The following is a 26459-nucleotide window of genomic DNA, read 5'->3' on the forward strand; positions in this document are numbered from 1 at the left end:
AGAAAGGACAGAAAAACAAGCGCCACATAGGAGCCAAATCCCTCCATATAGACAAAGTCCCTTGCCAGGTGTCGTAAAATAGTGTTTAATAAGGATATACAGGAAGTGATCACAACCTTGTATAACTGAAAAGGAGAGAAATTTATGAAAGTAGAACTACAGATTAGTGAAACTTACGAGGAGGAAAAATTGATTGTCCAAGCACCTCAAGAGACCGAAAAAGTCCAAAAAGTTATCAAATTTGCAGAAAATCTGGACCAAAGAGAAAAAATCAAAGGAAAGATTGATAATCAGGTCTATCTCGTTGAGATTGGTAAGATACAACGCTTCTATATCGAGAATCGGAAGGTTCTAGCAGAAACGGCGAGTCAGACCTACAACATTGATTTACGGCTCTATCAGGTCCTTGAAATTCTGCCAACCAATTTTATCCAAATTTCCCAATCAGAAATCATCAATATCAACTCCATCTCTCATCTCAAGCTCACGCCCAACGGTCTGGTAGAAATCTTTCTAAAAAACGAAAGCTTCACCTACTCTTCACGCCGTTACCTAAAAACCATCAAGGAGAAATTAGAACTATGAAAAAACAAATCTTCCACGACGCAGCCACCGGTGTTCTTATCGGCCTCATCCTCTCTATCATCTTTTCACTCATTTATTCACCAAGTACCTACGCCCCGTTAAGTCCCGACTCTCTTATCGGACAAATGATGACTCAACATCAGGTTCACGGTGCCTTGGTCTTGCTCTACTGCACACTGATCTGGGCAGCCATTGGTATTCTCTTCAACTTTGGCAAGCGATTATTCAGCCGTGACTGGAGCATGCTTCGTGCCACTCTGACTCATTTCTTCCTTATGCTGGCTGGCTTTGTCCCACTAGCAACTCTAGCAGGTTGGTTCCCTTTCCACTGGTTCTTCTATCTCCAGCTCATTATCGAGTTTGCGATTGTTTACCTCATCATTTGGGCTATTTCCTATAAAAGAGCATCAAAAAAAGTGGACCATATCAATCAACTCTTGGAGCATAGAAAGTAAGAAACTCATAATAAGCAAATCCGAGAAAGAAACTTCTCGGTTTTTCTTTATCCTGCTGCACCGTTCTATCATAGTAGTTATTTTCAGATCTTCTTTGTGAATTTTCTGTAATTTTCTATCTTTTTTCAAAATATTCTTGCATTTTCCCAAATTTTTTTGTAGAATATAGATTACATATCCAGATTATTCTGAAAATTCAAAAAGGAGTATCTATCATGTCGCAAGCTATTTCGTTAAATCAATCAACCTGGACAAGTAAACTAAAAGCAATGGGACCTGGAATCCTAATGGCTTCTGCTGCTGTTGGAGGTTCTCACATTGTATCTTCCACTCAAGCTGGTGGTTCTTATGGGTGGTCACTACTCCTCTTGGTCATCTTAGCCAATGTCTTTAAATATCCATTTTTCCGTTTTGGTGCTGAATACACAGCTGATACTGGAAAGACTTTGGTTGAAGGTTATGCCGAAAAAGGAAAACTCTATCTCTGGATTTTCTTTATCCTCAATGTCTTTTCGGCTATGGTCAACACAGCTGGTGTCGCCATTCTGTGCTCAGCTATCATCGCCAGCGCCTTCCCAATGATCGGTCTTAGCATCACTCAGTGGTCCCTCATTCTCGTTGCAGTCATTTGGGCTATGCTACTCTTTGGAGGCTACAAACTCTTAGATGGTATGGTCAAATGGATTATGTCTGCCTTAACCATTGCGACTGTTCTTGCAGTTATCATCGCAGCGGTCAAGCATCCAGAATACAGTTCTGATTTTGTCGAGAAGACACCTTGGCAAATGGCAGCTCTGCCCTTCATCGTCTCCCTCCTAGGATGGATGCCGGCTCCTATTGAAATTTCAGCTATCAATTCACTTTGGTCAGCTGAAAAGAGAAAGACCGTCAACTTTAACACAGAAGACGCTCTGTTTGACTTTAACACTGGTTATATTGGAACAGCTATCCTAGCCGTCTTCTTTGTAGCACTGGGAGCACTGATTCAGTATCCTACAGGGCAGGCGGTTGAAGCTGCTTCGGCCAAATACATCTCTCAATTCGTGGGCATGTATGCCTCTGTTCTTGGCGAATGGTCCCGTTACTTGATTACCTTTATTGCCTTCCTCTGTATCTTTGGAACAGTTATAACTGTTATCGATGGCTATTCTCGCGTCAATCAGGAATCTCTCCGACTGCTAATCAGTCAAAAAGAAGACAATCGTAAATCTTTGAACATCTGGATGACCATCACTGCTATCATCGGTATCGTCATTATCAAGTTCTTCGCTGGTCAGGTGTCAACCATGCTCCGCTTTGCCATGATTGGTTCTTTCCTGACAACACCATTCTTCGCTCTTTTAAACTACGCCTTGGTAACGCGTGAAAACAAAAATCTTCCTTCTTGGCTCAAACACCTTGCCATTGCAGGATTGATTTTCCTCTTTGGCTTCGCCATCTTCTTTATCTACGCACTCGCAATCGGAAAAGCAGGTTAACTGACAAGCGCGAGATGAAGATAATACTCTTCGCAAATCAAATTCAAACCACGTCAACGTCGCCTTGCCGTACTCAAGTACAGCCTGCGGCTAGTTTCCTAGTTTGCTCTTTGATTTTCATTGAGTATAAGGTTTCATTTCAAGAGAAAATGCAGCAAATATTTCTATGATAAAAAGCATAAGAACAAGGTTTTGAAGACCTGAACTTATGCTTTTTTACGTTCTCAAAGACTGTTTATACTCAAAAACAGTTGAAAAATCCCAAGCGCCTCTTATATTGACTTTAATTCTCCTTTTCCAACTCATACAAATCTGCGATAATCGCTGCGACACGTTTGATATCTTCCAGCATGCCTCGCATTTCAAAGTCAGCCAATACAGGGAAACCAAAGCGTTGACTGTATTGCTTAGCTGTCAGGCAGTATTGGTTATTAAAGTTACGATTTCCTGAGCCAACTACACCAAAACACTTACTAGCATTGTCACCATAGGCGATAAAATCCCCAACGGGTGTCGTCAAGATCTCGACATCTCCGTTATCAACGCCATTCCCACCTTCGAGATAGGTCGGCAAAAAAGCGACATAGGGATGGTCCATCTCATAGAAATTTTTACCTTCCTTGACCAAATCCTTGATATGAATCTTTTGAACCTCAATTCCCTCGTACTGGGACAAGAGATAATCTTTCAAGCGCGTCACAAAACTTTCAGTGTTGCCACTCAAACTAATATAAACTAAAGAAATTGTCTTCATATGTACCTCCATGATTTTATTTTTAATCGAAAAAGAACTACCAAGATTGTATCTTGATAGTTCTTTTTTGTCAATACTTAGGCAAGATTTTCTGCTTCCTCTTCTTCTGCCAAGGCTTTCTGTTGTCGCCACATCTTATAGAAGACAAGAGCTAGGAAGAGAATATTGATGACGATATAGAAAATGCTGACAGCTTTTGAACCAATACTCATTGTCAAACGCATGGTCTCATCTTGAACCAACTGCACAGCGTCCTGTAAACCAACATAGCCATAAATCGAACCGATAATAGCTAACAAAACATAGCCAACGTAAGTATAGTTTGCATATTGCAAATTCTTACGAATAAGGAAGACAATCGCTACGACCACTAAAATAGCAGATAGCACAATCAAGGCCATATTAAAAATAGAATGATACGCTTCTGCTACTCCATAGTTGTAATTAAGCTGGTCTTCTAATTGCTGAGCACTGACCCCTGCAACTTGTTTCTGAGCGGCACGAAGAGCTTCTTTGCTAGGTAAGGGACTCAACATTCCAAACAGAGACATTGCTGAAATAAGGGCAGACAAGATTAACAAGACCCATAGATAAATCGGTTTCTTTTTCATGATAGAACCTCCTAATAATATTATTCATATTATAGCACTTTTTGTAAAGGAATACAAATCTTATAGTATCGTTTCTACCTGTTTTCGGTAGGCTTTTGGCGATTTTCCGCACAATTTTCGGAACACTTTATAGAAATATCCAAGGTTACTGTAACCAACAGCATAACAAATATCTTCGATACTGTCACTGGTTGAAAGCAAGAGCTGCTGGGCAGCCTTAATACGTTGTTTGTTTAGTAACTCTGCAAAGGTCGAATCGGTTTCTCGCTTAATCAACTGCCCTAGATAGACAGGATTGATAAAAAGATCCTTACTGATATCCTTGAGAGAAAGTTCTTTCTGATAATCACGCCCAATGACTTCCAGCACACTGACCACATTTTCATTCATACGATATTGCCCAAAGAATCGAGTCAGAGTTTCCTTGATATAAGAAACCAATTCATCGAAGGATTGAATAGCATGAATGGTTTTGACAATGTCCGTCATATCATCAGCTTTGAGGTGTTCAAACAAGTGGAAGACATCCATGACAAACTGGATAAAAAGCTGTTTGGTAATCGGAACACGCGGCGTATTTTCAAGAACCACCTTCTCCAAAAGGTTCAACTCTTCCACGATTTGATTGAGATTCCCCTGAATGATAACCCTATAAATCGGTTCGTAATAGGCAAAGAGACTCTCAGACTGTTTTAGATTTACAGAACCGTAAAAGAGGGCTTTCTCAGCATTCAGCTTCCAGCGTTCAAAGTGTTCTTGATAAGGAGCTTCAAAGGGAGTAACGACTAAACCATCTAGGGATTGATCAGAAATAAAAATCTGCCAGTCTTGACCCAATACATAGTAGGGAATGGTGAAAGAGCCTTGTTTTTCCTTGGATAGGCCTATCCACCAATTCTCCTTACCTCCTAGATAACTAACAAATCCAGCCTCGTCTAAATCTTGACTGAGGGTCTGACTTTTCTTTCCTCTCTCGCCGAGCTGACCTGCAATCTTCTCCAGCAGATTTCCCAACTCTACCTTATCAACAGGCTTAACCAGATAGTCCACCACACTAAGGTTCATTGCTCTTTTGACATAATCAAACTCCTGATAACCTGAAAGCAGGATATAGGCTGCATCTGGTAAAATTTCTTTCATCTCTCGAATCATATCAAGCCCTGTTTTGTCGGGCATATTGACATCGGAAATGACCACATCGACAGGATTTTCCTGAACATATTCTAGGGCTTCATCGGCATGACTGGCTGTTGCGATGACCTCCATATCCCACTTATCAAAGGGAATCAAACGTTTCAGACCTTCTGTCACCATGTACTCATCATCTACTAATAATACTTTATACATTTTCTCCCTTTCTACTCATCTTGAATTGTAATACGATACTGAACACCTGCTTGCTCCGCAGACTCTATAGTAATGGCATAGCGATCCCCAAAATAGAGCACAAAACGCTCATGGACATTGACAATCCCGATAGACTGCCTTTGATCACTGTAGCTGTCTTGGTGTTCAAAATGTCTCTGACTTAATTTTTCTCGAATATTTGCCAGCTTTTCAGCAGACATCCCACGACCATTATCTACCACTAAAATTTCCACAAAACCATCCTGTTTAAGAGCCTTGATGCTAATCACATTATCTGTCCGTCTATGGTCAACACCATGCGCGAAATAATTTTCTACCAGCGGTTGCAAGGTAAACTTAGGAATTTTCATATTCTCTAACTCTGGATCTATCTTGAAACCATAGGCAATGGACTTGGGATAGCGAACCATGCAGAGGTAGCTATATTTACGGCAAAATTCTAATTCCTGTTTGAGAAGAGTTTCTCTTTCGTCAGAAATATTGTTACGCAAGAGACTACTGAATTCATAAATGATATCCGCCAACTCATCTTGACTCTGCATAACTGCATACATGCGCAAGAATTCCAGCGTATTATACATAAAATGAGGATTGATTTGCGCCTGCAAGGCCCGCATATTGGCATCTTTTTGACTAAGTTCTAACTGATAAATATCATGGATATTCTTTTCCAAGCGATCCAACATATCATTGGTCGTCTCCGCGATTAGGAGCAATTCCTGGTCCTTTTCAAGCGTATCGATGCGAAGACCTTCTTCCCCTTGGGCAATAGCCTGAATAGAATCCACCAAATCCACTACCTGCTTTTGGTAATTAGCAAAGGTCTGCCTCAAAGTCAGATAGAGAATAACAATAAAGAGAAGGCTCAAGCTCACAATCAAAGCAGAACTGGTCACCGTTCCTTGTAAAACAAAGTTTTTGGGAACTGCCACCTGAACCTGATAACCATGAGAAGTTAAGCCAACAAGCCAATTTTCACTCTCCTTATCAACTGTTTCACCAATATGAAAAATCTCCGTATCAAAAGGTGAGGTCACTGTTACTGCCATCGGAGTATGACCTCTAGTATTATCAATGGCATGGTATAAAACAGCAGGATCCAAGGAGATGTAAATCACTCCTAAGTCTTGATCTGACACTGGATCTGACACCGGAATGGCAAAACTATTTCCTGCTGGTTTGAAATCCTCAGCCCTGATTTTTTCTCCACTACGTTTGTCTTTAGTAGAAACATAGACTTCCTTGTAATCTTGAAAAGCAATGGCCACTCCAGTTACAAAATCATTTCGAACATAGAGGTCATCAACATTTTCATGCAGAGAGACTGATACATAAGGCGAAGCTTTCCGCTCTAATTGCCAGTAAAAATAGTCTGGCATGCTAAGGCTAAAGTATTTATAGATTCCCTCAATACGAGCTTGATTTTCAACTAAAGCCTGAGCTATCTGGGTTGACTCTCTATGGTAATATTCAATTTCACTCACTGTTCTAGCAGTTACACGCTGGGCTACTCTCTGGGCTTCCTTTTCCCGTGAATCCCAGTCAGCATAGGAGAGTAAGATTGCAAAACTCGCAATAATAATGATCATCACTGAACTGTAGGTTCGCAGAAGCGTATGTAGCCAAAACTGCTTCATCCTACTTTGTCGCCAATTTTTCATGGATACTTTCATAGACCGGTTCCAACATATCACTGATAAAGAAATGCCACATCCCAATTCCTACAAAAAATAGCAGGGCAGGCATATAGTAACCAATTGCCACAAGTAGCACGGTCCCAAGGAGAACCTTGGCCACAGCTGCTAGGCTCATAAAGATGCCAATCAAGGATAGTTTGAGACTATTTCGATAAGACAAGTCAAAATAAACTTGTAGTTTCAAAGATACTGTATAAGCCAAAAACAGCAGGGCAACTACTAGAACATTCAAAAAGGTCGCAATCAAATGAATAATAGTCTGATGAGGCAATTGTACCAAGAGATACAAGCCATAGACCAAAACTAAATCCACTCCTAGAAAGCTATAGAAAATCAGATTGCTTGAGACAAAATTTTGCTTATAAAGAGACCACGCCTCCTTCAAACTGTATTCCCGAAAGCTATAACCATGTTCTGCATACAAGCTCATTAAGGTGGCACTAGCCGGCGCTAGACCAAGGATAATCCCTCCTGCTAAAGTTAATAGCCAAAAGAAGGCTGTCGCAATCATCCCTAAAAAGAAACGATTAAAGACAAAGTCTAAAAATCTCCCCATGATACCCTCCTAAAAATAACTATGAAACCATTATATCATATTTCAAGCGTTTTCAAAAACTTCTACTATCCATTTACAATCCCATCAAACCATGGTAAAATGAGAATTGTGAAAAAATTATCAGGAGACAATTCATGAAAAAATCTATCTTAACTACACTTCTTTTTGCAGTTCTTTACTTCCTCTGCATGGGGATTGGTGTCCTTTTGGGCAATCTCTTTGACCAAACTGGAAACATGTTTTATGCGCCTGCTTTTACTGCCCTTGTCGGCGGTAGCGTCTATATGATTCTGGTCGCAAAAGTTCCGCACTTTGGAGCCATTACCACTATCGGGCTTGTCATGGCCCTCTTTTTCTTGGGATCTAAGCACGGTGCTGGTGCCTTCCTTCCTGGAATTATCTGCGGCCTCCTAGCAGATGGAATAGCTCATTTAGGAAAATACAAGGACCAAACAAAGAATTTCCTTTCTTTCATTATTTTCGCTTTTAGCACATCTGGACCAATTCTACTCATGTGGATTGCTCCCAAAGCCTATATGGCTACCCTTCTGGCAAGAGGAAAATCGCAAGAATATATCGACCGTATCATGGTTGCGCCAAACCCTGGAACCATCCTTTTATTTATCGCAAGTGTTGTCATCGGAGCCCTAGTGGGTGCCTTGATTGGACAAGCCTTGAGTAAAAAATTTGCGCAGAAAATCTGATTACTAAAAAAGAGCCAGGTGGCTCTTTTTTATTTATGGCTCAATTTCTTGGTCAAGAAGTCTCCCAAGAATTGGATTGCAAAGATAATCAAAATGATAATGATAGTTGCCAAGATGGTCACATCGTGATTGTAGCGATTAAATCCATAAGCGATGGCTACGTTACCGATACCACCAGCTCCAACCGCACCAGCCATAGCCGTTTCACCAACAAGGGAAATCAAGGTCACAGTCGTCACACGGATCAAATCTGGAAGACCTTCTGATAGGTAAACACCCACGATGTCCCAGAAAGTCGCTCCGCTCGCTTGAGCCGCCTCAATGACACCACCATCTAGCTCAGCCAATACCACCTGTACTTGACGGGCAAAGAAGGCAAAGACTGCAAAAGATAGGGGTACAATAGCCGCATTTGGCCCGATACTTGTCCCTACGATTAGGTGTGAGAAGGGTGACAAGACTGCCAAGAGAATGATAAATGGAACTGCACGGAAAATAGAGGTGATTTTATCCAAAATCCAGAAAACGACTTTATTTTCCAAGACACCACCTGGCGCTGTCAAGACAAGGAAGAGACCTGCTACCAGTCCTAAGAAACCTCCGATGATAAAGGAAAGAACCGTCATATAAAGAGTCAAGTAGATAGCTGTCCCCCAGCCAGCTTGACCAGACCAACCCATCTTATAGACGTTTGGTAAGTATGCTTTAATCAATTCTGCCATCTTACTGTCCTCCCTTCAATACTTTTAGTTGCACACCAGCCTGACGGATGGCCTCTTGAGCGCTTGCCAAGGCTTCTTTTTCCCCTGACAAGACAACCACAAGCTCACCAACAGGGGTACCATCAAGAATTTCAATATTTCCGTAAAGGATATTGGCCGTTACTTGGTAGTGCTTGTACAATTCATTCAAAAGTGGCTCGTCTGTTGAAGCACCTGCATACTTGAGTTGCACTAAAAGACTGTTTTCAGACAAATGTTGTATGATTTCTTGCTTCTCAATTTTGACCATAGCTTCATCAATGCCTGTGGCTGTTGAGATAAAGTCTTGAGTCAAAGGCTGTTTAGGATCTGAGAAGATTTCAAGGACGCTGCCCTCTTCAATCAAATGCCCATCCTGCATGACTGCCACACGATTGGCAATATCTTTGACAATCTGCATTTCATGCGTAATTAAGACAACAGTTAAGCCTAATTTTTGGTTCAAATCTTGCAACAAGGCCAAAATCTGCTTGGTTGTCTTAGGGTCAAGGGCAGAAGTTGACTCGTCTGAAATCAAGATTTTTGGATCATTTGCTAAGGCACGCGCAATGGCCACACGCTGTTTTTGCCCTCCAGATAGTTGTGAAGGGTAGTTTTCAGCACGGTCTGCCAAGCCAACCAAGTCCAACAACTTGGCTACTTTAGCCTTCTTTTCTTCCTTGCTGAGTCCAGAGTGTTTGAGGGCAAAGGCTACATTCTCCTCTGCCGTCTTCTGGCTCATCAGGTTAAAATGCTGGAAAATCATTCCAATATCTTGACGTTTACGACGTAACTGCTCTGCCGTCAAGGTCACCTTACCATCAAAAATCACATCGTCGTCAATGGTAATTTTCCCTGCAGATGGTTTTTGCAAGAGGTTAATTACCCGTACAAGGGTTGATTTCCCTGCTCCAGAATATCCAACGATTCCGTAGATATCCCCTTCTTGGATGTGAATAGTCACATCCTTGACCGCTGTGATGGTTCTCTTCTTTTGGTGAAAAGTCACATCGATCTGATCTAACTTGATAATATCTCTACTCATAGCTTCTAATCAGCTCCTCTACTAATTCAATATGGGTGTAGTAATCGGCGATTCGCACGTTCTCATCTCCACCGTGGTCTCGGCTATTGGCATTTCCTAGACCAAAAGCCACCATTGGCACCTCTAGGGCATCAAAGACCGTATGCATAGGCCCTGTCCCCGCTGTCGTCGGCAAGACTGAAACGCCCTGTGGATAGAATTTCTTGGCCAACTCGATCACATTGAGAATGGCTGGTGCGCTCATATCGCTTCGATAGCTCATCTCTCCCAAGGTATAGTATAATTCTACCTTATCAAAGCCATTTTTGTCTAGCTGTTTCCGAATTTTTTCCAGAACATCATGCGGTTCTAGACCAGGAACCAAACGAACCTCTAGCTTGGCACTGGCTTCTGCAGGTAAAATCGTTTTGACTCCTTGTCCTTGATAACCTGACTGAATCCCTTCGATATTAAGGGCTGGCTCGAAAAAGAAACGTTTTAGAAAGGCTGCACGCTCCTCTTGTAAGAGAGGCAATTCCAAACCATAAATCTGGCTGATTTCCCCTGGATTTCGTTGGGCATAAGTGTCCACCAAGGCAAACTCTCGTTCATTTGGTCCTTGAACTTCTTCGTACAAACCTTCAACCAAGATACGACCATCTGCGGCACGAAGAGACTGTAGGGCTTGAAGGAGGTACCAGGGAGCTGACTCCACAACCCCACCATAGCTAGAGTGGATATCCACATCAGCACTTTTCACCTTGGCATCAAAGGTTACAATTCCCTTATTCCCTCCAGAAATTTCCAGTTGTTCCAAGGCATTTTTAGTCCCTTGTTCCCAGACCAACAAATCCGCCCCACGGAGTTTATCCGCATGCTTTTCCAAATACTTATCTAGGTCTGTCGAAGCCGATTCCTCCGCGCCCTCCATGATAAAACTGATATTGACAGGCAAATCATCATGGTGCTGCATATATTTTCTCAAAGCACTCAAACGAGCCGTGATATGACCTTTGTCGTCATCAACCCCACGCCCATACATGAAGCCATTGCGGACCGAAAGCGTAAAAGGATCCTCTGTCCAGACCTGATCCCCGTCCGCTGGCACAGTGTCATAGTGGTTATAGAAAATCAAGGTTTTGGCATCTGGACGCGAACTCTTGAAATGCGCCATGACAAAAGGCGCCGTGTAAGACTCATCAATCTCCACTTCAGCCCCAACACGCTTGAAAATCTCACCCAGATAGTTGGCAACTTCTTTGAGACCCACCTGTTGGGCAAAGACCGACTTCTTAGAAATCAAGGTACGCAAAACCTCAAAATAATGCTGGGCTACATGATCCTTTTCAAATTTTTCAATCTGTTCTTGTTCACTAGGAAAAACCATATTCTCTCTACCTTTCTATGAACTACTCTTCCTGACAATCCATGCTCTATACAAAAGCAAGAGGTGGAATTCTCTCTCCCACCTCCCTGTTTCTTATTACCAAACTGGTTGATCCAAACCGTCTGATGTTTCTTCGATAACTTTTTTCACTTCATCTGTATGGTAAGCTGCGATCACTTTCTTGATAGCATCAGCTTTTGGTGATGTTTCCCAATCTTTTTTCGCAACGATGATGTTGTACCATTGTTTTGAGTTTTCATCAGCTTGTTCTTTGAAAAGTGCTTTCTTGTAGTCCAATTTTGCTTCTGTAACGAAGGTATTGTTTACAACGGCAGCGTCAACTGATGACAATGAACGAGCTGTTTGGCTAGCGTCCAATTCAGTGATTTTCAAGTTCTTTGGATTTTCTTTGATGTTAGCAACTGTTGCAAGAGCAGTTCCTGAAACGTCCAATTTAATCAAGCCAGCTGATTGAAGCAAGTAAAGCGCACGGCTTTCGTTTGTAGCATCGTTCGGTACAGCGATTTCTCCGTTTGCTGGGATGTCTTCTACTTTAGTGTACTTGTTGTCACTTCCATTCAAACCTGAGTAAAGGCGGATTGGAGAGATGTAAGTATCAGCAATCGCTACAAGGTCTTTCCCGTTTTCCTTGTTCCAGTTGTTCAAGAAGTTATAGTGTTGGAAAGCGTTCAAGTCTACTTCGCCATCAGCAGTTGCCTTGTTTGGTTGTGAGTAGTCTGTGAACTCTGTAAATTCCAAAGTGATTCCGTCTTTTTTAACCAATTCTTGAACTTTATCCCAACGAGCTTCTTCAGAACCGCTACGGTTAACAGTTGCAATTTTGATAGTTGTTGCATTGTCTGCTTTCTTTTCTGAGTTTCCGCAAGCTGCAAGAGCCAAACCTGCGACTGTAGCAAGGGCTGCTAGGCCAAGCCATTTTTTAATTTTCATGATTCTTTCTCCTTAAAAATAATACCGTACTAGTATCTCACAATTTGTTTTATTTCACAAATTGTTATTAGATAGTCAGATATATAGTTTAAAACTATATCCTTAAAGACTCAGAAATCACCCATCTTACTCAGAATGGATGACTTCAAAAAATTATTTAATATCAGCTTCTGCTGGTAGATAAGTATCTCCGAAGAATTGTTTAGACAATTTTTCAAGCGTTCCGTCTTTGTAAAGTTCTTTGATGCGTTTGTCTACAAATGATTTCAACTCATCTTGACCTTGAGCAAGAAGTGGGTAAACGTAAGGTTGTTGGTCGCTTGGAAGTTCGATAACTTTCAAGTTGTCCAAACCTTGGTTCTTGATCACTGTTTCAACACCGATTTTATCAAAAATCTTATAGTCAAATTGGCCATCGCTCAAACGTACCATGATTTGTTGGAAGTCTGCCTTAGTATAGTTAAGGATAGTTGGGTTATCCGGGTGTTCAGCGTTGTATGCTTCTAACTGCTTAGCTGATGTAGTGGCTTGAACGACTTCCGTCGATTTTCCACCGATATCAGCGAGAGACTTGATACTAGAGTCATCTTTCTTCACTACAAGGACATTAGGGTTTTGGGCAATTGGTGCGGCATAAAGGTATTTCTCCGCACGTTCTTTAGTGTAGCTAAGATTGTTGACAGCCATATTGTAACGGTCAGCGTCAAGACCTGCAAAGACACCTGACCATTCTGTCTTTTCAAACTTGACATCATATTTGTCAGAATCTTTAAAGATAGCGCGAACGACTTCAATCTCGTAACCAGTCAATTCGCCATTTTCTTCATAGATAAATGGTTTTGGCGAGCCATTGGTTGCAACGATGATTTCTTTCTTGCTAGCTGCTGCTCCTTCTTTCTTAGCACCACCTGAGCAAGCCGCAAGCACACCTGCAGCAATAAGCCCTAGAGCAGCAAGAGATGAGTATTTAACGATTTTTTTCATGTCATTTCCTCCAAAATAAAATACCTTATAATCTTAACAGAAAAAGACCATTTACGCCATTATATGATATCTATCTCTGTGATAGGTTTTCTTTATGGCTGATTTAAAAGACCAAACGCAAGATGGCAATCAAGACTACTCCGAAGAGAACCGTTCCGACTAGATTACGGTAGCGAAAGGCTATCCAAGCCGTCGGAAATACTGCTAAGAAGTCCAGCCATTTGATTTGAGGAAGGTTCCCAACCTTGCCTGTCACTACGCTTGAAAGAATCAAGGCAAAGATAATAGAAACGGGCAAGAACTTCAAAAAACGCTCAACGATTGCAGGCAAACCCTTATACTTGACCAAGATGAAGGGAATCATACGGGGAATCCAGGTCACCAAGCCAGAGAAGAGAACTGCTAATAAAAGATACTTACTGACCATCTAAAACCACCCCCATTGTACAACCAAGTAGCGTCGCAAACAGAACAGCTAGTGACTGAGACACCACTGTCAAGAGCAAAAAGAAGGACACCGCAACAACTGCTAGAATAATAAGCAGATTGCGGACAGGAATCCGTCTTTGCATAATCTGGAATTGCGAAGCAAAAATCCCAATGAACATCCCAACCAGGGCAAAATCCAAGCCAAAGATTTCTGGATTTGGCAGCAGACCACCCAGAGCCGTTCCAACCACTGTTCCCACAAACCAAGCCACATAGCTATTGAGGTTGTTTCCGTGCATCCACATAGGATTGACCTTGTCTGTATGGGCTAACTCGCCCATCAAAACGCCATAAGTCTCATCTGTCAAGATGCTAGACATACCGATATTGTGCCAGAGACTAGTATGACGAAAATAGGTCGACGCATGCAAACTCAACAAAAAGAGACGCAAATTGATCAAAAAGACCGTCATCGCAATAGCTGCTACAGGTGCTTGAACCGCAATCAGTGCCAGCATGGCAAACTGGGCACTCCCAGCATAAACAAAGAGGCTCATCAAGCCCATCTCCACAGGTGTCACATAGGGCGCACCAATAATCCCACAGGCCAGGCCGATACTGACATAACCAAGTGCCGTTGGCATAGCTGCCTGCGCCCCCTCCCAAAATCCTTTTTCTTTCATCTTTCTCCTCATATTGTCTTAATAAATGGGCTGAAAAGGCTCCAGCCACAGCATGGACTATTATAACATATTCAGGAAAGAGAAAAAAGTCTGCTGATTGTAATCAGACAGACTCCATTTTATTCTATAGTATCAAAAACAAGACTTGGTTTGGCATTGAAATCCAAGTCTTGCTCATATTCAGATTCATCCATTATGCGATGCTCATGCCGTATTTTATAATGAATCATATTTTAAAAATACCAGACCACACTACTCCCTGCTTATATTTAGCTTCTTTCTTTTGGACAAATTTTGCCAAATCCAATAACTCTGTCGGTGGTTCACCTTTAAAGCCCAATAATTCTTTAGAGACGGCAAATGAGAGACGTACAGCTAGCAAATCTTCACTAGTACTAGAGAACTGTTTTGCTGTTTCCAGCAATTGCTTCCTAAATTCTTCCGTCAAGCTAATTTCTTTATTATTGTACAGGGAATGAATTAAAATTTGTAACTGACTCTGTTTTTCCATCGTTTACCTCATTTTATCTAGGACGCCAAGGACCATATTTAGCCCAACCATCCACCATAACATTTACAGTGTGTTCCAAATTAGAAATATATTGTACAGACTTCCAGTTGCTAGGTGAAATTTCGTTTCTTTCATGGACACCTCTAAAAATTTTTAGAAGTTCTTTTCAAATAATCATGCAACATTCATATAAAATAAATTTTAACAATTAGTATCATTCTTTTTGAAAAAATTACAAATAACTAATAAATAAATTCCTATAGATAGTGTAAATCCATTTATTAAAATACCCAAAATTTTTATATCTGTATAAAATTGAGGAATAATCAAAAATAGAATGGCAAATAAAGCATATAAACTTGAATTAGTCGAATATATCAATCCCATAGTGTCGTATCTATACTCTGAGTAAATCATTTTTTCAAACATATTTCCTGATATACCTATTAAAATAAATGCTAAAAAAAATAACAACAACTTTATTAACGGAAATGGAGTAATAAATACTAGCATGAGTGCTAATCCAGATACAGTATAATCAATAAAGAAAAACATTTTATACGGAATTCCCACTCTAGGAGCCAAAATTGCTCCTATCAAATCGGCAAATCTTTGAGCTCCTAGTACCAATCCCAAATATTGAATAGGTATGCCTTCTGATAAAAGATACAGTGGCATTAAAGTTAAAAGTAGATCTGTACCCCCACTTAAAATTGACTCTGTAACTACTATAAAAGAGGCAAATTTTGATTCTCGAAAAGCAGAAACAGTTTCCAAAAATTGGAAAGAAGAATTACTTTCCAAATCTACCTTTTCAGGTCGAACACTTTTAGTATTGTTTTTGGAACCGGGCAATCTGATTTTAATCATAAAATAAATAGCAGCCACAAAAAACGGAATACTTAAATTAAAAACAACAAAATAAGATAGAAGCCCTAATAGTAGAGATGCAGTTAAATTACTAATAATATCTAACACATTTGATGCCAAGTATTGAACATCTATCGATTTCTTTATTAGCATGTCATCATTATTTAAAGTTTCTGGAACAATTTTCATCTGCAGTGTATTTAATAAATTAGTTGATAATGCGAACAAAAAATTCAATACATAGATATACACAACACGAAAATGATACCTTAAACACAGAATTGTAATCACAATTATAATAAACTGGAGAATCTGGAAAATCACTAGCCAAATTTTATCTCTCTGAATTTTATTTATAAAACTTCCATAAAAAACAGCAAGCAAATTTGGGATAAAACCAATTAGAGTAAATAGAGATAACTGTCCTGCCTCAATATGATATACACTTACTAACCCTATCGATAAAGCAATAAAGTAAAAACTATCTGCAATATTCCTAGACGATCTACCTAATATTAAATTTATAAAATTTTGGCTAAATTTTCTTAATATCATGCTTATAAACCTCAAAATTCATGCAATCGATTTGAATATAATCCGTTAAATTCAATAATCCTGTTAAAGTATCTAATACTTTATAAGATATGATTGATGCAGCCATATATGATATTGGAGAAATAACACTATACGGTATTCTACTATCCAAAACATGATCATCTGTTATCATAAAGTCCCTATAAAACTCCCTCAATGAAATAGTTTTGCCCGGAATAATATGTAGGTAGTTTATTACCGTAGATGCATATGAGCCAACAATAATAGGTCTCGTATATTTATGAGCTAAATCATCAAACCAGTAGTCTATCTCTATTCTAGGAGTATCTGCACAGCATAAAGCAATGTCAAAATTATAATCTTTAAAAATAGTTTCTAAGTCATTCTGACACTCTAACTTCCTATAAATAGTTGTCACATTTGAATCAGAAATCTCTTGAATATGCTGTTTTATTATGTCTATTTTTAGCTTACCAATATCAGATTTCTTAAAGGATGTTTGTCTAGTAAGATTTGACTCTTCCACAATGTCAAAATCTACTAATATGAAATTACCTATACCTAGACGAGCTAAAATTTCGACTGTTGTTGATCCAATACCCCCTACACCAACAATTAAAACTGTTGAATTTAATAATCTATCCTGATACTTACTAGGGTCTAAATTTTCTGACAAATCAACCCACTCAAAGAAATTAATATTTCGGGAATATTTGGAATTATCATATTGATTACTAGTCACTAATCCCATAGATATCATCGACTCAACAACTTGTTTTTCTCCATTAGACAACAATTTTATATCAATGTCATTATCTAATTTTTTTATTAAATTGATGTTCTCTTCATTAAAATCAATCTCCCTTACAAGAGAAGCATTACCAAAACCAAATTTTATTTTATCTTTAAATATATACGGTTGAAGAGTTCTCTTTATTCTCATTTAGATCCTCCTAATCAAAAACTATTAAAAGATAAACAACAAATAGGAGTTTGGAAAATATTTTCCTAAACTCCAAAATTATAAATACGAATACAACTCACTTATAATTTCTATCCATATAATAAATTAAAATACAAAAAACTTATCGACTTCTAAAATTCAGTTAAAATCTTAATAGCATGCAGATATTAACTTTTAAACATTATGAATATCATCATTCTTCACAATTATTAAGATTTAAGATTTTTTGTATAATATCCGTTGCATTTGCAGCAAAATATATATTAATTAGAATTTTTGTCGTATATGTTTATCTTGATTTCAATCCACTATATCTAATCCAAAGTTTATCTTTTCTATCCTATAGATTGCTATTATTTAACTAACGGCCACCTAAACGATGCCCTTGAAATGAATATGGTACAGCAGACATTGTTTCTCCTCCAATTATTTTTCTTTGTAAACCACTTATGCGACCTAGGATTTGCTTCAAGTACTTTACAAGAACACTATAACACGAAAATTGGCGTATTTGAGAAAATCGCATATTTGATATTTTTTCTTATAGAAATTTCTGATTTGCGATTTTAGTGGATTTGATTATTTCACTGGTATAATAAAGTTATTACTAACAAGGAGGGATATAATGATGAAGAAAAGAAAAATCCAACTGATACTCCTGCTTATTTCGGAGTGGGTTATCGTCTTCCCGTTTCTAATCAATCGATAAGTTCTTTGTATTGCTGAAAACGCAATTCGAAGAGGGCTGTTAATTGTGAATTTTCTAATACTTGCAGAGATTGGATAAAGTGTTCAATCTCTTTTTGATTACTTCCTTTGGTTTGAAGAAATATACTCATTTTCTTTAAAAATTGCCACGATAATTTCTCAAAAACATCGTATGGACGGAGCATACTCTCCAGCTCTGCTTCAAAGATTGGGATATAGGAGAAAAGCTTGCGCTCCATGAGCTCTGATAAGATATTTAATAGTCCTTGCTTCATATACAATCGATTGTGTACTAACTCTTTAAATTCTTTGGATTTTTCAAGCAAAGAGGTTGATAAAAAAATCAGATCTTGATTGCTTAGGAAGGGCATGGTATTGCAAAAAAGATAGAGTTCAAACCAGGTCCAAGACTCAATAGCATAGAGATAAGTAGTCAAAAACTCCCTATCCTCCTCTGTTAGCAGATAGCTCTTATTTAAGGAATGAATAGCATTTTTAATCACAATGGCATTCAAACAACGATAGGTCTCTGCCATCTGTCCTTGCTCGACTTCCTCCAACAGTTGCTCTAAGCCAGCTATATCTTGGTGGGCAAAGCGATCCACAACCCTCCTACCAATCTGCATATGTGGAGATTCTTGATAGTTGTTGAGTTTGTGCCCAAACTCATCAAAATTCATATTGATCCCTTGGATGGCTAGAATCAACTTATCCGCAGATAGCATAGACTGCCCTAGTTCAAACTTGGACAGCTGAGAAGCTGTTAGTCCAGCACAAGCCACATCTGACTGCTTGAGCTTTCTAGCCAAGCGCAACTCCTTGTAAAATTCTCCCAATTCCATTCTCTCGATCATCTTACCACCTCCTAGCTTTTGCATATTATATCATTATTTTTATAGTTTTGTCAAAATATTCTGACACTTTGGTGATTGAAAAAGCCAGCCTTAAGCTGACTCCATTTTATTCCATGGTATCAAAAGCGAGACTTGGTTTGGCATTGAGGTCCAAGCCTGAGAAGTTTTCTTTGTTCCACTCACTGACGCTGGCATAGGCAATCATTCCTGCATTGTCTCCGCAGAGGCGCAGAGGTGGGATGATGACATTGACATCTGTGATTTCAGCCGCCAGGCGTTCTCTGAGACCTTTATTGGCTGCCACACCACCTGCCACGACAAGGGTTTTAACAGGGTATTTCTCCAAAGCCTTCTTAGTTTTTGCCATAAGAATATCCAAGACAGCTGCTTGGAAGGAAGCACACAAATCCTCTGTGGACAAGCTCGCTCCCTTTTGCTCGGCATTGTGGTGAAGATTGATAAAGGCAGACTTCAAACCAGAGAATGAAAACTCCAGATTATCTTCCTTGATCATGGCACGAGGGAAATCATAAATATCCTGTCCCTGATGAGCTAGCTCGTCAATCTCACGACCAGCAGGATAGGTCAAGCCCATGACACGGCCGACCTTATCATAGGCCTCGCCAACCGCGTCATCTCGCGTTTCCCCAACAATCTTGTAGTCACCAGCCTCCGAAACATAAACCAACTCTGTGTGTCCACCGCTAACCAAGAGGGCTAGCAAGGGAAACTCCAAAGGCTCTACATTTTGAGCTGCCATGAGGTGACCAGCCATGTGGTTAACAGGGATAAGTGGAAGTCCATGTGCCCAAGCAAAGGCCTTAGCAGCTGACAAGCCAACTAGCAAGGCTCCGACCAAGCCTGGTCCATAGGTAACTGCCACAGCTGTCACATCCTCTTCTGTAATCTCTGCTTCTGCTAGCGCCTCCTCGATACAGGCTGTAATGACCTCGACATGGTGACGACTGGCTACTTCAGGCACTACGCCCCCAAAACGTTTGTGACTCTCAATTTGACTAGCAATGACATTGGACAAGAGCTCATCGTCGTTTTTCAAGACGGCAACACTAGTCTCATCACAGGATGTCTCAAATGCTAAAATATATCTATCCTTCATCTATTTCTCTCTTCATAATGATGGCGTCCTCGGCTGGATCATGGTAGTAGGCCTTTCGCTCAGCGATGACTGCCATCTTTTCTTTCTTGTAAAATGCTTGCGCTCGTTGGTTTGACTTTCTGACTTCTAGGAAAATCTCCTTGTCTGTCGGCAATTGAGCAAACAAGGCTGATGCAATTCCCTGACCCTGATAGTCTCCTTTAACAGCGATTTGCAGGACTTCTGCTTCAAAGATATTTTCCTGAACAGCTAGAAAACCAATCACTTCTGCCCCATCATAAGCCAGAGCATACCAAGTCTGGTCTTGAGCCAGGTCTGCTTGGATTTGTTCCAGCGTCCAAGGACTGACTGAGTAAACATCCACCATGACAGCGTAGATGGCTTGAGCCAGTTCAGGCTGTTGTTGGATTCGTTTGATTTCTATCATAGGCGTTTAATGTAAGACTCACCAGACTCTGTGTGGTTCTTAAGCCAGTTTTCCTCAGCCTCGACACGCTTGAGGTAGTTAGGCACAAAGTCGTGCAAGGAGTCTGCTGCCTTGTCCCAGGCCCAGAGAGCTAGATTAGCTGCATTTGGCAAGGTTTCTTTGAAATTAGTCCTTGGCAAGTGTTCTTGAATCTGCTCAACAAAGGGGCCAACTTCTCCGACAAAGGTTACCTGACTAGCACCCTTGATTAGCTCAATCACTCGATCAAAAGGCAGGTGCGCTTCTGGCATGACAGGTTTCGCATTTTCATAAAATCCTGCGTAAACATTGTTGCGACGCGCATCTATCAAAGGGACGAACAAGCCTTCTTGTTGGTATGGCACCAGAGCCAAGAGGCTAGACATACCAACCAACTCGATGTTCAGGGTATGAGCTAAGGTCTTGGCAGTTGCCACCGCAATTCGCAAGCCTGTGTAGCTACCTGGCCCTTCTGCCACCACGATTCGGTCCAAATCCTTGGGCGTCCAGTCCAAACTCTCCATCAAAAAATCGATGGCTGGCATGAGGGTAATACTGTGATTTTTCTTAATATTAATCGTCGTCTCGGCAAGAACCTGCTTGTCCTCTAAAATAGCGAGAGAAAGAGCCTTGCTGGACGTATCAAAAGCTAATACTTTCATAACACATTCCTATCTTTTTGTCTGCTTACTATTATACTACAAAAGCTGGCACATGGGAATTTTCTTTATCCCTAAACAAGAGTGCCCTCACTTAACTAAAAATAATTTAAAAAAATGTTCACTTTTCCTTTTCTTTTACGAATATAAAAGTGAACAAGAAAAAAGGAGGAAAGTTCAATGACAAATTTTGACGTTCTTGACAATCAATTTTTATCCTTATCTGAAAATGAATTATCAGATATTGATGGCGGTCTCGCTCCCTTGGTTATCTTTGGAGTAGCAGTATCTTGGAAAGCTATTGCAGGTGGAACAGCACTTATAGGTTCTGGTTTGGCAGCTGGTTATTTTTTAGGAGGAGATTAATATGATGAAAGATTTGAACAACTATTGTGAAATTTCTAATAAGGAATTGCAAGAAATAAAGGGTGGCTTTGGTGTAGGTGTTGGTATCGCTTTATTTATGGCAGGTTATACCATTGGAAAAGACCTTCGTAAAAAGTTTGGTAAGTCATGCTAGATAAGAAACACATTTTTAGAAGGATAAATTTTATTGTCTTCATCTCTTACAGTTTGCTCAGCATTCTCAATGATTTAAACATTACTACTATCCCTTTACCATTCGATTTATCTGTTTGTATTGTTTTATTTTTATGCTTCAACTCTATTTTTGAGCAGAACAATGACTCCCATAAAAATAATAAGCTCTGAAAATTCCATTGTCATGTCATTTTAAAAAATGCAAAACCGCCTCATCTGGATAGATGGGGTGGAATTTTCGTATAGTAAATCTACTATCTCTTTATCCCCAAACAAAAAACCCCAGCATAAGCGGGGCATCTAAGCATTTAATCCAAAGTAAAATACAAACCAAACGACATAGGTTACGAGGAGGAGAAAAAGCGAGTAGAGAGTCACAAAGGTAATTTTCCACAAGAACTTAGTTTGTCGTCGTTCCATTTTGGCAAATAGAAGATTCCCTCCATAAACACAAGCAACAAAAACGATAAAAGCTACCAAGCGAGCTCCGATAGCAAAAGCAAATAAGTTATACATAGGGCAACCTCCTTGACTTAAAAACTATATGGAATTATGACAAGCAATAAATTTCACTTCCATTATCAATATAACACATTTTTGTTTTTTTGCAAGCGTTTACTCGACAAATCGTCCTGTGACTTTCTCGTTTCCGTCTTTTACTAATTTTTCATTTTGTGGTATAATTGAAATAATTGTAACGAATCAAGGTCAATCTAGACACAAAATGGAATGAAATCAAGCAAATCTATGCTAAAAGTTTGGAATAAGCTGACCTGTAAAATAGAAAGGAACTATATGATTTACAAAGTTTTTTATCAAGAAACAAAAGAACGTAGCCCACGTCGTGAAACAACACGCGCACTTTACCTAGACATCGATGCCAGCTCAGAACTTGAGGGCCGCATCGCTGCTCGCCAACTTGTCGAAGAAAATCGCCCAGAGTACAATATCGAATATATCGAACTCTTGTCTGACAAATTGCTAGATTACGAAAAAGAAACTGGCGCCTTCGAAATTACGGAGTTCTAATATGGCCTATACTCTTAAACCTGAAGAAGTCGGCGTTTTTGCCATCGGTGGTCTGGGAGAAATCGGGAAAAACACTTACGGAATTGAATACCAAGATGAGATTATCATCGTCGATGCTGGGATTAAATTCCCAGAAGATGACTTGCTGGGTATCGACTATGTCATTCCTGACTACTCTTACATCGTAGACAATATCGACCGCGTCAAGGCTGTCTTAATCACACACGGACACGAGGACCACATCGGTGGGATTCCATTCCTACTCAAGCAAGCAAATGTCCCTATCTACGCTGGGCCGCTTGCCTTGGCTTTGATCCGTGGGAAACTCGAAGAACACGGCCTCTTGCGCAACGCCAAACTTTACGAAATCAACCACAATACTGAGTTGACCTTTAAAAATCTCAAGGCAACTTTCTTTAGAACGACTCACTCTATTCCAGAACCTTTGGGGATTGTCATTCATACTCCTCAAGGGAAAATTGTCTGTACGGGTGACTTCAAGTTTGACTTAACACCAGTTGGTGAACCAGCAGATTTGCACCGTATGGCAGCTCTTGGTGAAGACGGTGTACTCTGTCTCCTGTCTGACTCGACAAATGCAGAAATTCCAACCTTTACCAACTCTGAAAAAGTCGTTGGCCAGTCCATCATGAAGATTATCCAAGGCATAGAGGGACGTATCATCTTTGCATCCTTTGCCTCAAATATCTTCCGTCTCCAGCAAGCAACAGAAGCTGCTGTTAAGACTGGGCGCAAGATCGCTGTCTTTGGTCGTTCTATGGAAAAGGCCATTGTCAACGGAATCGATCTTGGCTACATCAAAGCTCCTAAGGGAACCTTTATCGAGCCAAATGAAATCAAAGACTACCCTGCAGGAGAAATTCTGATCCTCTGTACAGGTAGCCAGGGTGAGCCGATGGCAGCCCTCTCTCGTATCGCCAACGGAACCCACCGTCAGGTACAACTCCAACCAGGTGATACAGTTATCTTCTCTTCTAGTCCAATCCCTGGAAATACGACTAGCGTCAACAAGCTGATTAACATCATTTCTGAAGCTGGTGTCGAAGTTATCCACGGTAAAGTGAATAATATCCATACATCTGGACACGGTGGCCAGCAAGAGCAAAAACTCATGCTCCGCTTGATTAAGCCAAAATACTTCATGCCTGTCCACGGTGAATACCGCATGCAAAAAGTCCATGCTGGACTAGCGGTAGATACTGGTGTTGAGAAGGACAATATCTTTATCATGAGCAATGGTGATGTGCTTGCCCTTACTGCTAACTCTGCTCGTATCGCAGGTCATTTCAACGCCCAAGATATCTATGTCGATGGAAATCGTATCGGTGAAATCGGCGCAGCTGTCCTCAAAGATCGTCGTGATCTATCTGAAGACGGTGTCGTTCTGGCAGTCGCAACTGTTGACTTCAAATCGCAGATGATTCTATCTGGCCCAGACATCCTCAGCAGAGGCTTTGTCTACATGAGAGAGTCTGGAGACTTGATTCGCCAAAGCCAGCGTATCCTCTTCAATGCCATTCGTATCGCACTGAAAAACAAGGACGCTAGCGTGCAATCTGTCAATGGTGCCATTGTCAACGCTATTCGCCCCTTCCTTTATGAAAATACAGAACGTGAACCGATCATCATCCCGATGATCCTCACACCAGATGAAGAATAAAGCAAGAAAACAGCCCCGTCTTCGGAGCTGTTTTTTCTATGCTTTCTTTTTAGATTAAAACTCAATAAAAATCGAAATCAGACTAGAAGGCTAGGCGAAAGCATAACTTGAGTTAGCTCCCATAGTTCGGGGAACTATGGGAGACTGTAGATGAATCAAAGCCAAGCTTTGAATTCATTCGTAAGAAGCCGACGACGTATTATTTTGATTTTTGAAGAGTTTTAGAAATACTACGATTTTTACCTTCAAGATACACCATCAAAATAGAAATATCTGCTGGGTTTACTCCCGAAATACGGCTGGCTTGGCCGATGGTTTCTGGATTGATAAGTTTGAACTTCTGACGAGCTTCGGTTGCAATAGAATCAATGTCATCCCAGTCGATATTGGCTGGAATGCGCTTTTCTTCCATGCGTTTCATCTTGGCAACCTGATCCATGGCTTTGGAAATATAGCCTTCGTACTTGATTTCTGTCTCAATCAATTCGATAATCTTGTCATCCAAGTCCTCTGTTGCTGGTCCGATGAAAGCCACCACATCTTGGTAAGACACTTCTGGACGGCGAAGGAATTCCTTGGTTGTCACTGCATCGGTCAACGGCTTGAAGCCCATCTCCTCAACCTTAGCATTGGTTTCTTTGACTGGCTTAAGTTTGATGCTATCTAGTCGCTTCATCTCATTTTCAAATTGATTTTTCTTGATTTCAAAGCGAGCCCAGCGTTCATCATCCACAAGTCCAATCTCACGCCCCATCTCTGTCAAACGCATATCAGCATTGTCATGACGGAGGATGAGACGGTATTCAGCACGACTGGTCAAGAGACGGTAGGGTTCAATGGTTCCCTTGGTCACCAAGTCATCAATCATCACCCCAATATAACCATCACTGCGCTTCAAAATCAACTCAGGCTTGCCTTTGATTTTCAGAGCCGCATTGATACCCGCGATAATCCCTTGGCCAGCAGCTTCTTCATAACCTGATGTTCCATTTGTCTGACCAGCAGTGAAAAGTCCGGAGATTTTCTTGGTTTCCAGAGTCGCACGCAACTGATGAGGCAAGACCATATCATACTCAATGGCATAACCTGTCCGCATCATCTCTGCATTTTCCAAACCTTTGATGGAATGAACCAAGTCACGCTGGACATCCTCAGGCAGACTGGTTGAAAGTCCTTGAACATAGACTTCCTCAGTATTGCGCCCTTCTGGCTCAAGGAAGAGTTGGTGGCGTTCCTTGTCCGCAAAGCGTACAATCTTGTCTTCAATCGACGGACAGTAACGAGGTCCCACTCCCTTGACCACACCTGTGAACATAGGCGCACGGTGGAGGTTGTTTTGGATAATCTCATGACTGGTACCATTGGTATAGGTCAACCAGCATGGCACTTGGTCCTTGACATAATCCTCATCAGGCGAGGTATAAGAGAAGTGGTTTGGTGCTTCATCTCCTGGCTGAATCTCTGTCACATCGTAGTTGATAGAGGAAGCCTTGACACGTGGAGGGGTTCCCGTCTTGAAACGACCGATTTCGAGGCCCAGTTCCTTGAGATTGTCAGCTAGGTTAATCGAAGCTAGGCTGTGGTTAGGACCTGATGAATACTTAAGGTCTCCAATGATAATTTCCCCACGGAGGGCTGTTCCTGTCGTCACGATAACAGCCTTGGCAGCATACTCTTGATGGGTAGCTGTACGCACACCGACAACCTTGCCATCTTCCACCAAAATCTCATCAATCATGGTTTGACGAAGGGTCAGATTTTCTTGATTTTCAACTGTCTTGCGCATCTCCTTAGAGTAAAGCTCCTTGTCAGCCTGCGCACGAAGGGCACGAACAGCTGGCCCCTTACCTGTGTTGAGCATCTTCATCTGGATGTAAGTCTTGTCAATGGTCTTAGCCATCTCGCCACCGAGGGCATCAACTTCACGCACAACGATTCCCTTGGCAGAACCACCGATAGAGGGGTTACAAGGCATGAAAGCCAGCATTTCAATGTTGATGGTCGCAAGCAAGACCTTGCAGCCCATACGGCTAGCTGCCAAGGAAGCCTCAACCCCAGCGTGTCCCGCACCAATTACAATAATATCGTATTCTTCAGTAAAATTATATGTCATGTTTCTC

At 40.7% G+C, this 26459-nt stretch carries 29 protein-coding genes; 8 read left to right on the forward strand and 21 right to left on the reverse strand.

Annotation, left to right across the window (positions count from 1 at the left end; genetic code table 11):
• Positions 1-144: 144 nt before the first annotated feature.
• The 3 genes from SP4011_RS10445 to SP4011_RS10455 all read left to right on the forward strand — a co-directional run bounded on the left by SP4011_RS10445 (position 145) and on the right by SP4011_RS10455 (position 2518).
• Positions 145-585 carry a LytTR family DNA-binding domain-containing protein gene (locus SP4011_RS10445; RefSeq protein ID WP_000861960.1) on the forward strand — a complete coding sequence of 147 codons (441 nt, stop codon included), beginning with the start codon at positions 145-147 and terminating at the stop codon, positions 583-585.
• The gene (locus tag SP4011_RS10450; RefSeq protein WP_000743986.1) at positions 582-1040 is read left to right on the forward strand and encodes a DUF3021 domain-containing protein; all 459 of its coding nucleotides are present in this window, start codon (positions 582-584) and stop codon (positions 1038-1040) included. Before SP4011_RS10445 ends, SP4011_RS10450 begins: the two co-directional genes overlap by 4 nt.
• 215 nt (positions 1041-1255) lie before the next feature.
• The gene (locus SP4011_RS10455; protein WP_000075805.1) at positions 1256-2518 is read left to right on the forward strand and encodes an NRAMP family divalent metal transporter; all 1263 of its coding nucleotides are present in this window, start codon (positions 1256-1258) and stop codon (positions 2516-2518) included.
• Positions 2519-2801: 283 nt separating this feature from the next.
• On the opposite strand, the gene nrdI is transcribed toward SP4011_RS10455, so the two are convergent.
• From nrdI to SP4011_RS10480, 5 genes are all read right to left on the reverse strand, one after another.
• Positions 2802-3272 carry a class Ib ribonucleoside-diphosphate reductase assembly flavoprotein NrdI gene (gene nrdI, locus SP4011_RS10460; RefSeq protein ID WP_000849609.1) on the reverse strand — a complete coding sequence of 157 codons (471 nt, stop codon included), beginning with the start codon at positions 3270-3272 and terminating at the stop codon, positions 2802-2804.
• 77 nt (positions 3273-3349) lie between these two features.
• Complete coding sequence (locus SP4011_RS10465; RefSeq protein ID WP_000729017.1) at positions 3350-3883, reverse strand: hypothetical protein; 534 nt, start codon at positions 3881-3883, stop codon at positions 3350-3352.
• A 60-nt stretch (positions 3884-3943) separates the two neighbouring features.
• Entirely contained in the window at positions 3944-5230 is a 1287-nt protein-coding gene (locus SP4011_RS10470; protein ID WP_338619287.1) for a response regulator transcription factor, read from the reverse strand.
• A gap of 11 nt (positions 5231-5241) precedes the next feature.
• A complete protein-coding gene (locus tag SP4011_RS10475; RefSeq protein ID WP_338620426.1) occupies positions 5242-6912 on the reverse strand; it encodes a sensor histidine kinase in 1671 nt (556 codons plus the stop codon).
• Complete coding sequence (locus SP4011_RS10480; RefSeq protein ID WP_000532349.1) at positions 6890-7504, reverse strand: YesL family protein; 615 nt, start codon at positions 7502-7504, stop codon at positions 6890-6892. The genes SP4011_RS10475 and SP4011_RS10480 overlap by 23 nt, the downstream gene beginning before the upstream one ends.
• A gap of 134 nt (positions 7505-7638) precedes the next feature.
• Here SP4011_RS10480 and SP4011_RS10485 point away from each other — a divergent pair, with 134 nt between their 5' ends.
• Positions 7639-8208 carry an MptD family putative ECF transporter S component gene (locus SP4011_RS10485; RefSeq protein WP_000748379.1) on the forward strand — a complete coding sequence of 190 codons (570 nt, stop codon included), beginning with the start codon at positions 7639-7641 and terminating at the stop codon, positions 8206-8208.
• A 29-nt stretch (positions 8209-8237) separates the two neighbouring features.
• Here the strand turns inward: SP4011_RS10485 and SP4011_RS10490 are convergent, their stop codons facing one another.
• From SP4011_RS10490 to tsaB, 14 genes are all read right to left on the reverse strand, one after another.
• Positions 8238-8930 carry a methionine ABC transporter permease gene (locus tag SP4011_RS10490; RefSeq protein ID WP_000818850.1) on the reverse strand — a complete coding sequence of 231 codons (693 nt, stop codon included), beginning with the start codon at positions 8928-8930 and terminating at the stop codon, positions 8238-8240.
• Between the two features lies 1 nt (position 8931).
• Positions 8932-9993 carry a methionine ABC transporter ATP-binding protein gene (locus tag SP4011_RS10495; protein ID WP_000085661.1) on the reverse strand — a complete coding sequence of 354 codons (1062 nt, stop codon included), beginning with the start codon at positions 9991-9993 and terminating at the stop codon, positions 8932-8934.
• Positions 9986-11359 carry a M20 family metallopeptidase gene (locus SP4011_RS10500; protein WP_000231789.1) on the reverse strand — a complete coding sequence of 458 codons (1374 nt, stop codon included), beginning with the start codon at positions 11357-11359 and terminating at the stop codon, positions 9986-9988. Before SP4011_RS10500 ends, SP4011_RS10495 begins: the two co-directional genes overlap by 8 nt.
• A gap of 96 nt (positions 11360-11455) precedes the next feature.
• Positions 11456-12310 (reverse strand): MetQ/NlpA family ABC transporter substrate-binding protein, encoded by an 855-nt coding sequence (locus SP4011_RS10505; protein WP_000694496.1) that lies wholly within the window; start codon positions 12308-12310, stop codon positions 11456-11458.
• A 153-nt stretch (positions 12311-12463) separates the two neighbouring features.
• Positions 12464-13294, reverse strand: a complete 831-nt coding sequence (locus tag SP4011_RS10510) for an amino acid ABC transporter substrate-binding protein (RefSeq protein ID WP_000724937.1) — start codon at positions 13292-13294, stop codon at positions 12464-12466.
• 103 nt (positions 13295-13397) lie between these two features.
• Positions 13398-13721 carry an AzlD domain-containing protein gene (locus SP4011_RS10515; protein WP_000253947.1) on the reverse strand — a complete coding sequence of 108 codons (324 nt, stop codon included), beginning with the start codon at positions 13719-13721 and terminating at the stop codon, positions 13398-13400.
• Positions 13711-14406 carry an AzlC family ABC transporter permease gene (locus SP4011_RS10520; RefSeq protein ID WP_000659737.1) on the reverse strand — a complete coding sequence of 232 codons (696 nt, stop codon included), beginning with the start codon at positions 14404-14406 and terminating at the stop codon, positions 13711-13713. Before SP4011_RS10520 ends, SP4011_RS10515 begins: the two co-directional genes overlap by 11 nt.
• A gap of 226 nt (positions 14407-14632) precedes the next feature.
• Entirely contained in the window at positions 14633-14917 is a 285-nt protein-coding gene (locus tag SP4011_RS10525) for a hypothetical protein (protein WP_000415011.1), read from the reverse strand.
• Between the two features lie 201 nt (positions 14918-15118).
• A complete protein-coding gene (locus tag SP4011_RS10530) occupies positions 15119-16342 on the reverse strand; it encodes a hypothetical protein (protein ID WP_000603362.1) in 1224 nt (407 codons plus the stop codon).
• The gene (locus SP4011_RS10535) at positions 16323-17285 is read right to left on the reverse strand and encodes a HesA/MoeB/ThiF family protein (protein ID WP_050271616.1); all 963 of its coding nucleotides are present in this window, start codon (positions 17283-17285) and stop codon (positions 16323-16325) included. The genes SP4011_RS10530 and SP4011_RS10535 overlap by 20 nt, the downstream gene beginning before the upstream one ends.
• A gap of 719 nt (positions 17286-18004) precedes the next feature.
• Complete coding sequence (locus SP4011_RS10540; RefSeq protein WP_050271615.1) at positions 18005-18868, reverse strand: XRE/MutR family transcriptional regulator; 864 nt, start codon at positions 18866-18868, stop codon at positions 18005-18007.
• Between the two features lie 106 nt (positions 18869-18974).
• Positions 18975-19985, reverse strand: a complete 1011-nt coding sequence (gene tsaD, locus SP4011_RS10545; protein WP_000655024.1) for a tRNA (adenosine(37)-N6)-threonylcarbamoyltransferase complex transferase subunit TsaD — start codon at positions 19983-19985, stop codon at positions 18975-18977.
• A complete protein-coding gene (rimI, locus tag SP4011_RS10550) occupies positions 19975-20412 on the reverse strand; it encodes a ribosomal protein S18-alanine N-acetyltransferase (RefSeq protein WP_000569844.1) in 438 nt (145 codons plus the stop codon). The genes tsaD and rimI overlap by 11 nt, the downstream gene beginning before the upstream one ends.
• Positions 20409-21092 carry a tRNA (adenosine(37)-N6)-threonylcarbamoyltransferase complex dimerization subunit type 1 TsaB gene (tsaB, locus tag SP4011_RS10555; RefSeq protein ID WP_000865719.1) on the reverse strand — a complete coding sequence of 228 codons (684 nt, stop codon included), beginning with the start codon at positions 21090-21092 and terminating at the stop codon, positions 20409-20411. The genes rimI and tsaB overlap by 4 nt, the downstream gene beginning before the upstream one ends.
• Positions 21093-21269: 177 nt before the next feature.
• On the opposite strand from tsaB, the gene cibA reads away from it, so the two are divergent.
• Complete coding sequence (gene cibA, locus SP4011_RS10560) at positions 21270-21455, forward strand: fratricide two-peptide bacteriocin subunit CibA (protein ID WP_000180841.1); 186 nt, start codon at positions 21270-21272, stop codon at positions 21453-21455.
• A gap of 1 nt (position 21456) precedes the next feature.
• On the forward strand, positions 21457-21609 hold the full coding sequence (gene cibB / locus SP4011_RS10565) for a fratricide two-peptide bacteriocin subunit CibB (protein ID WP_000974044.1): 153 nt from the start codon (positions 21457-21459) through the stop codon (positions 21607-21609).
• Between the two features lie 320 nt (positions 21610-21929).
• Here the strand turns inward: cibB and SP4011_RS10570 are convergent, their stop codons facing one another.
• The gene (locus SP4011_RS10570) at positions 21930-22145 is read right to left on the reverse strand and encodes a hypothetical protein (RefSeq protein WP_000282482.1); all 216 of its coding nucleotides are present in this window, start codon (positions 22143-22145) and stop codon (positions 21930-21932) included.
• Between the two features lie 279 nt (positions 22146-22424).
• Here SP4011_RS10570 and SP4011_RS10575 point away from each other — a divergent pair, with 279 nt between their 5' ends.
• Together SP4011_RS10575 and rnjA are read left to right on the forward strand one after the other, a co-directional pair.
• Entirely contained in the window at positions 22425-22658 is a 234-nt protein-coding gene (locus SP4011_RS10575) for a DNA-dependent RNA polymerase subunit epsilon (protein WP_000639572.1), read from the forward strand.
• Between the two features lies 1 nt (position 22659).
• Entirely contained in the window at positions 22660-24339 is a 1680-nt protein-coding gene (gene rnjA, locus SP4011_RS10580; protein WP_000331990.1) for a ribonuclease J1, read from the forward strand.
• Between the two features lie 199 nt (positions 24340-24538).
• Here rnjA and mnmG read toward each other — a convergent pair whose 3' ends face one another.
• Positions 24539-26452, reverse strand: coding sequence for a tRNA uridine-5-carboxymethylaminomethyl(34) synthesis enzyme MnmG (gene mnmG / locus SP4011_RS10585; RefSeq protein ID WP_338619293.1), 1914 nt, complete (start codon positions 26450-26452; stop codon positions 24539-24541).
• Positions 26453-26459: the final 7 nt, after the last annotated feature.

Source organism: Streptococcus parapneumoniae (assembly GCF_037076355.1).
Lineage (GTDB): Bacteria > Bacillota > Bacilli > Lactobacillales > Streptococcaceae > Streptococcus > Streptococcus parapneumoniae.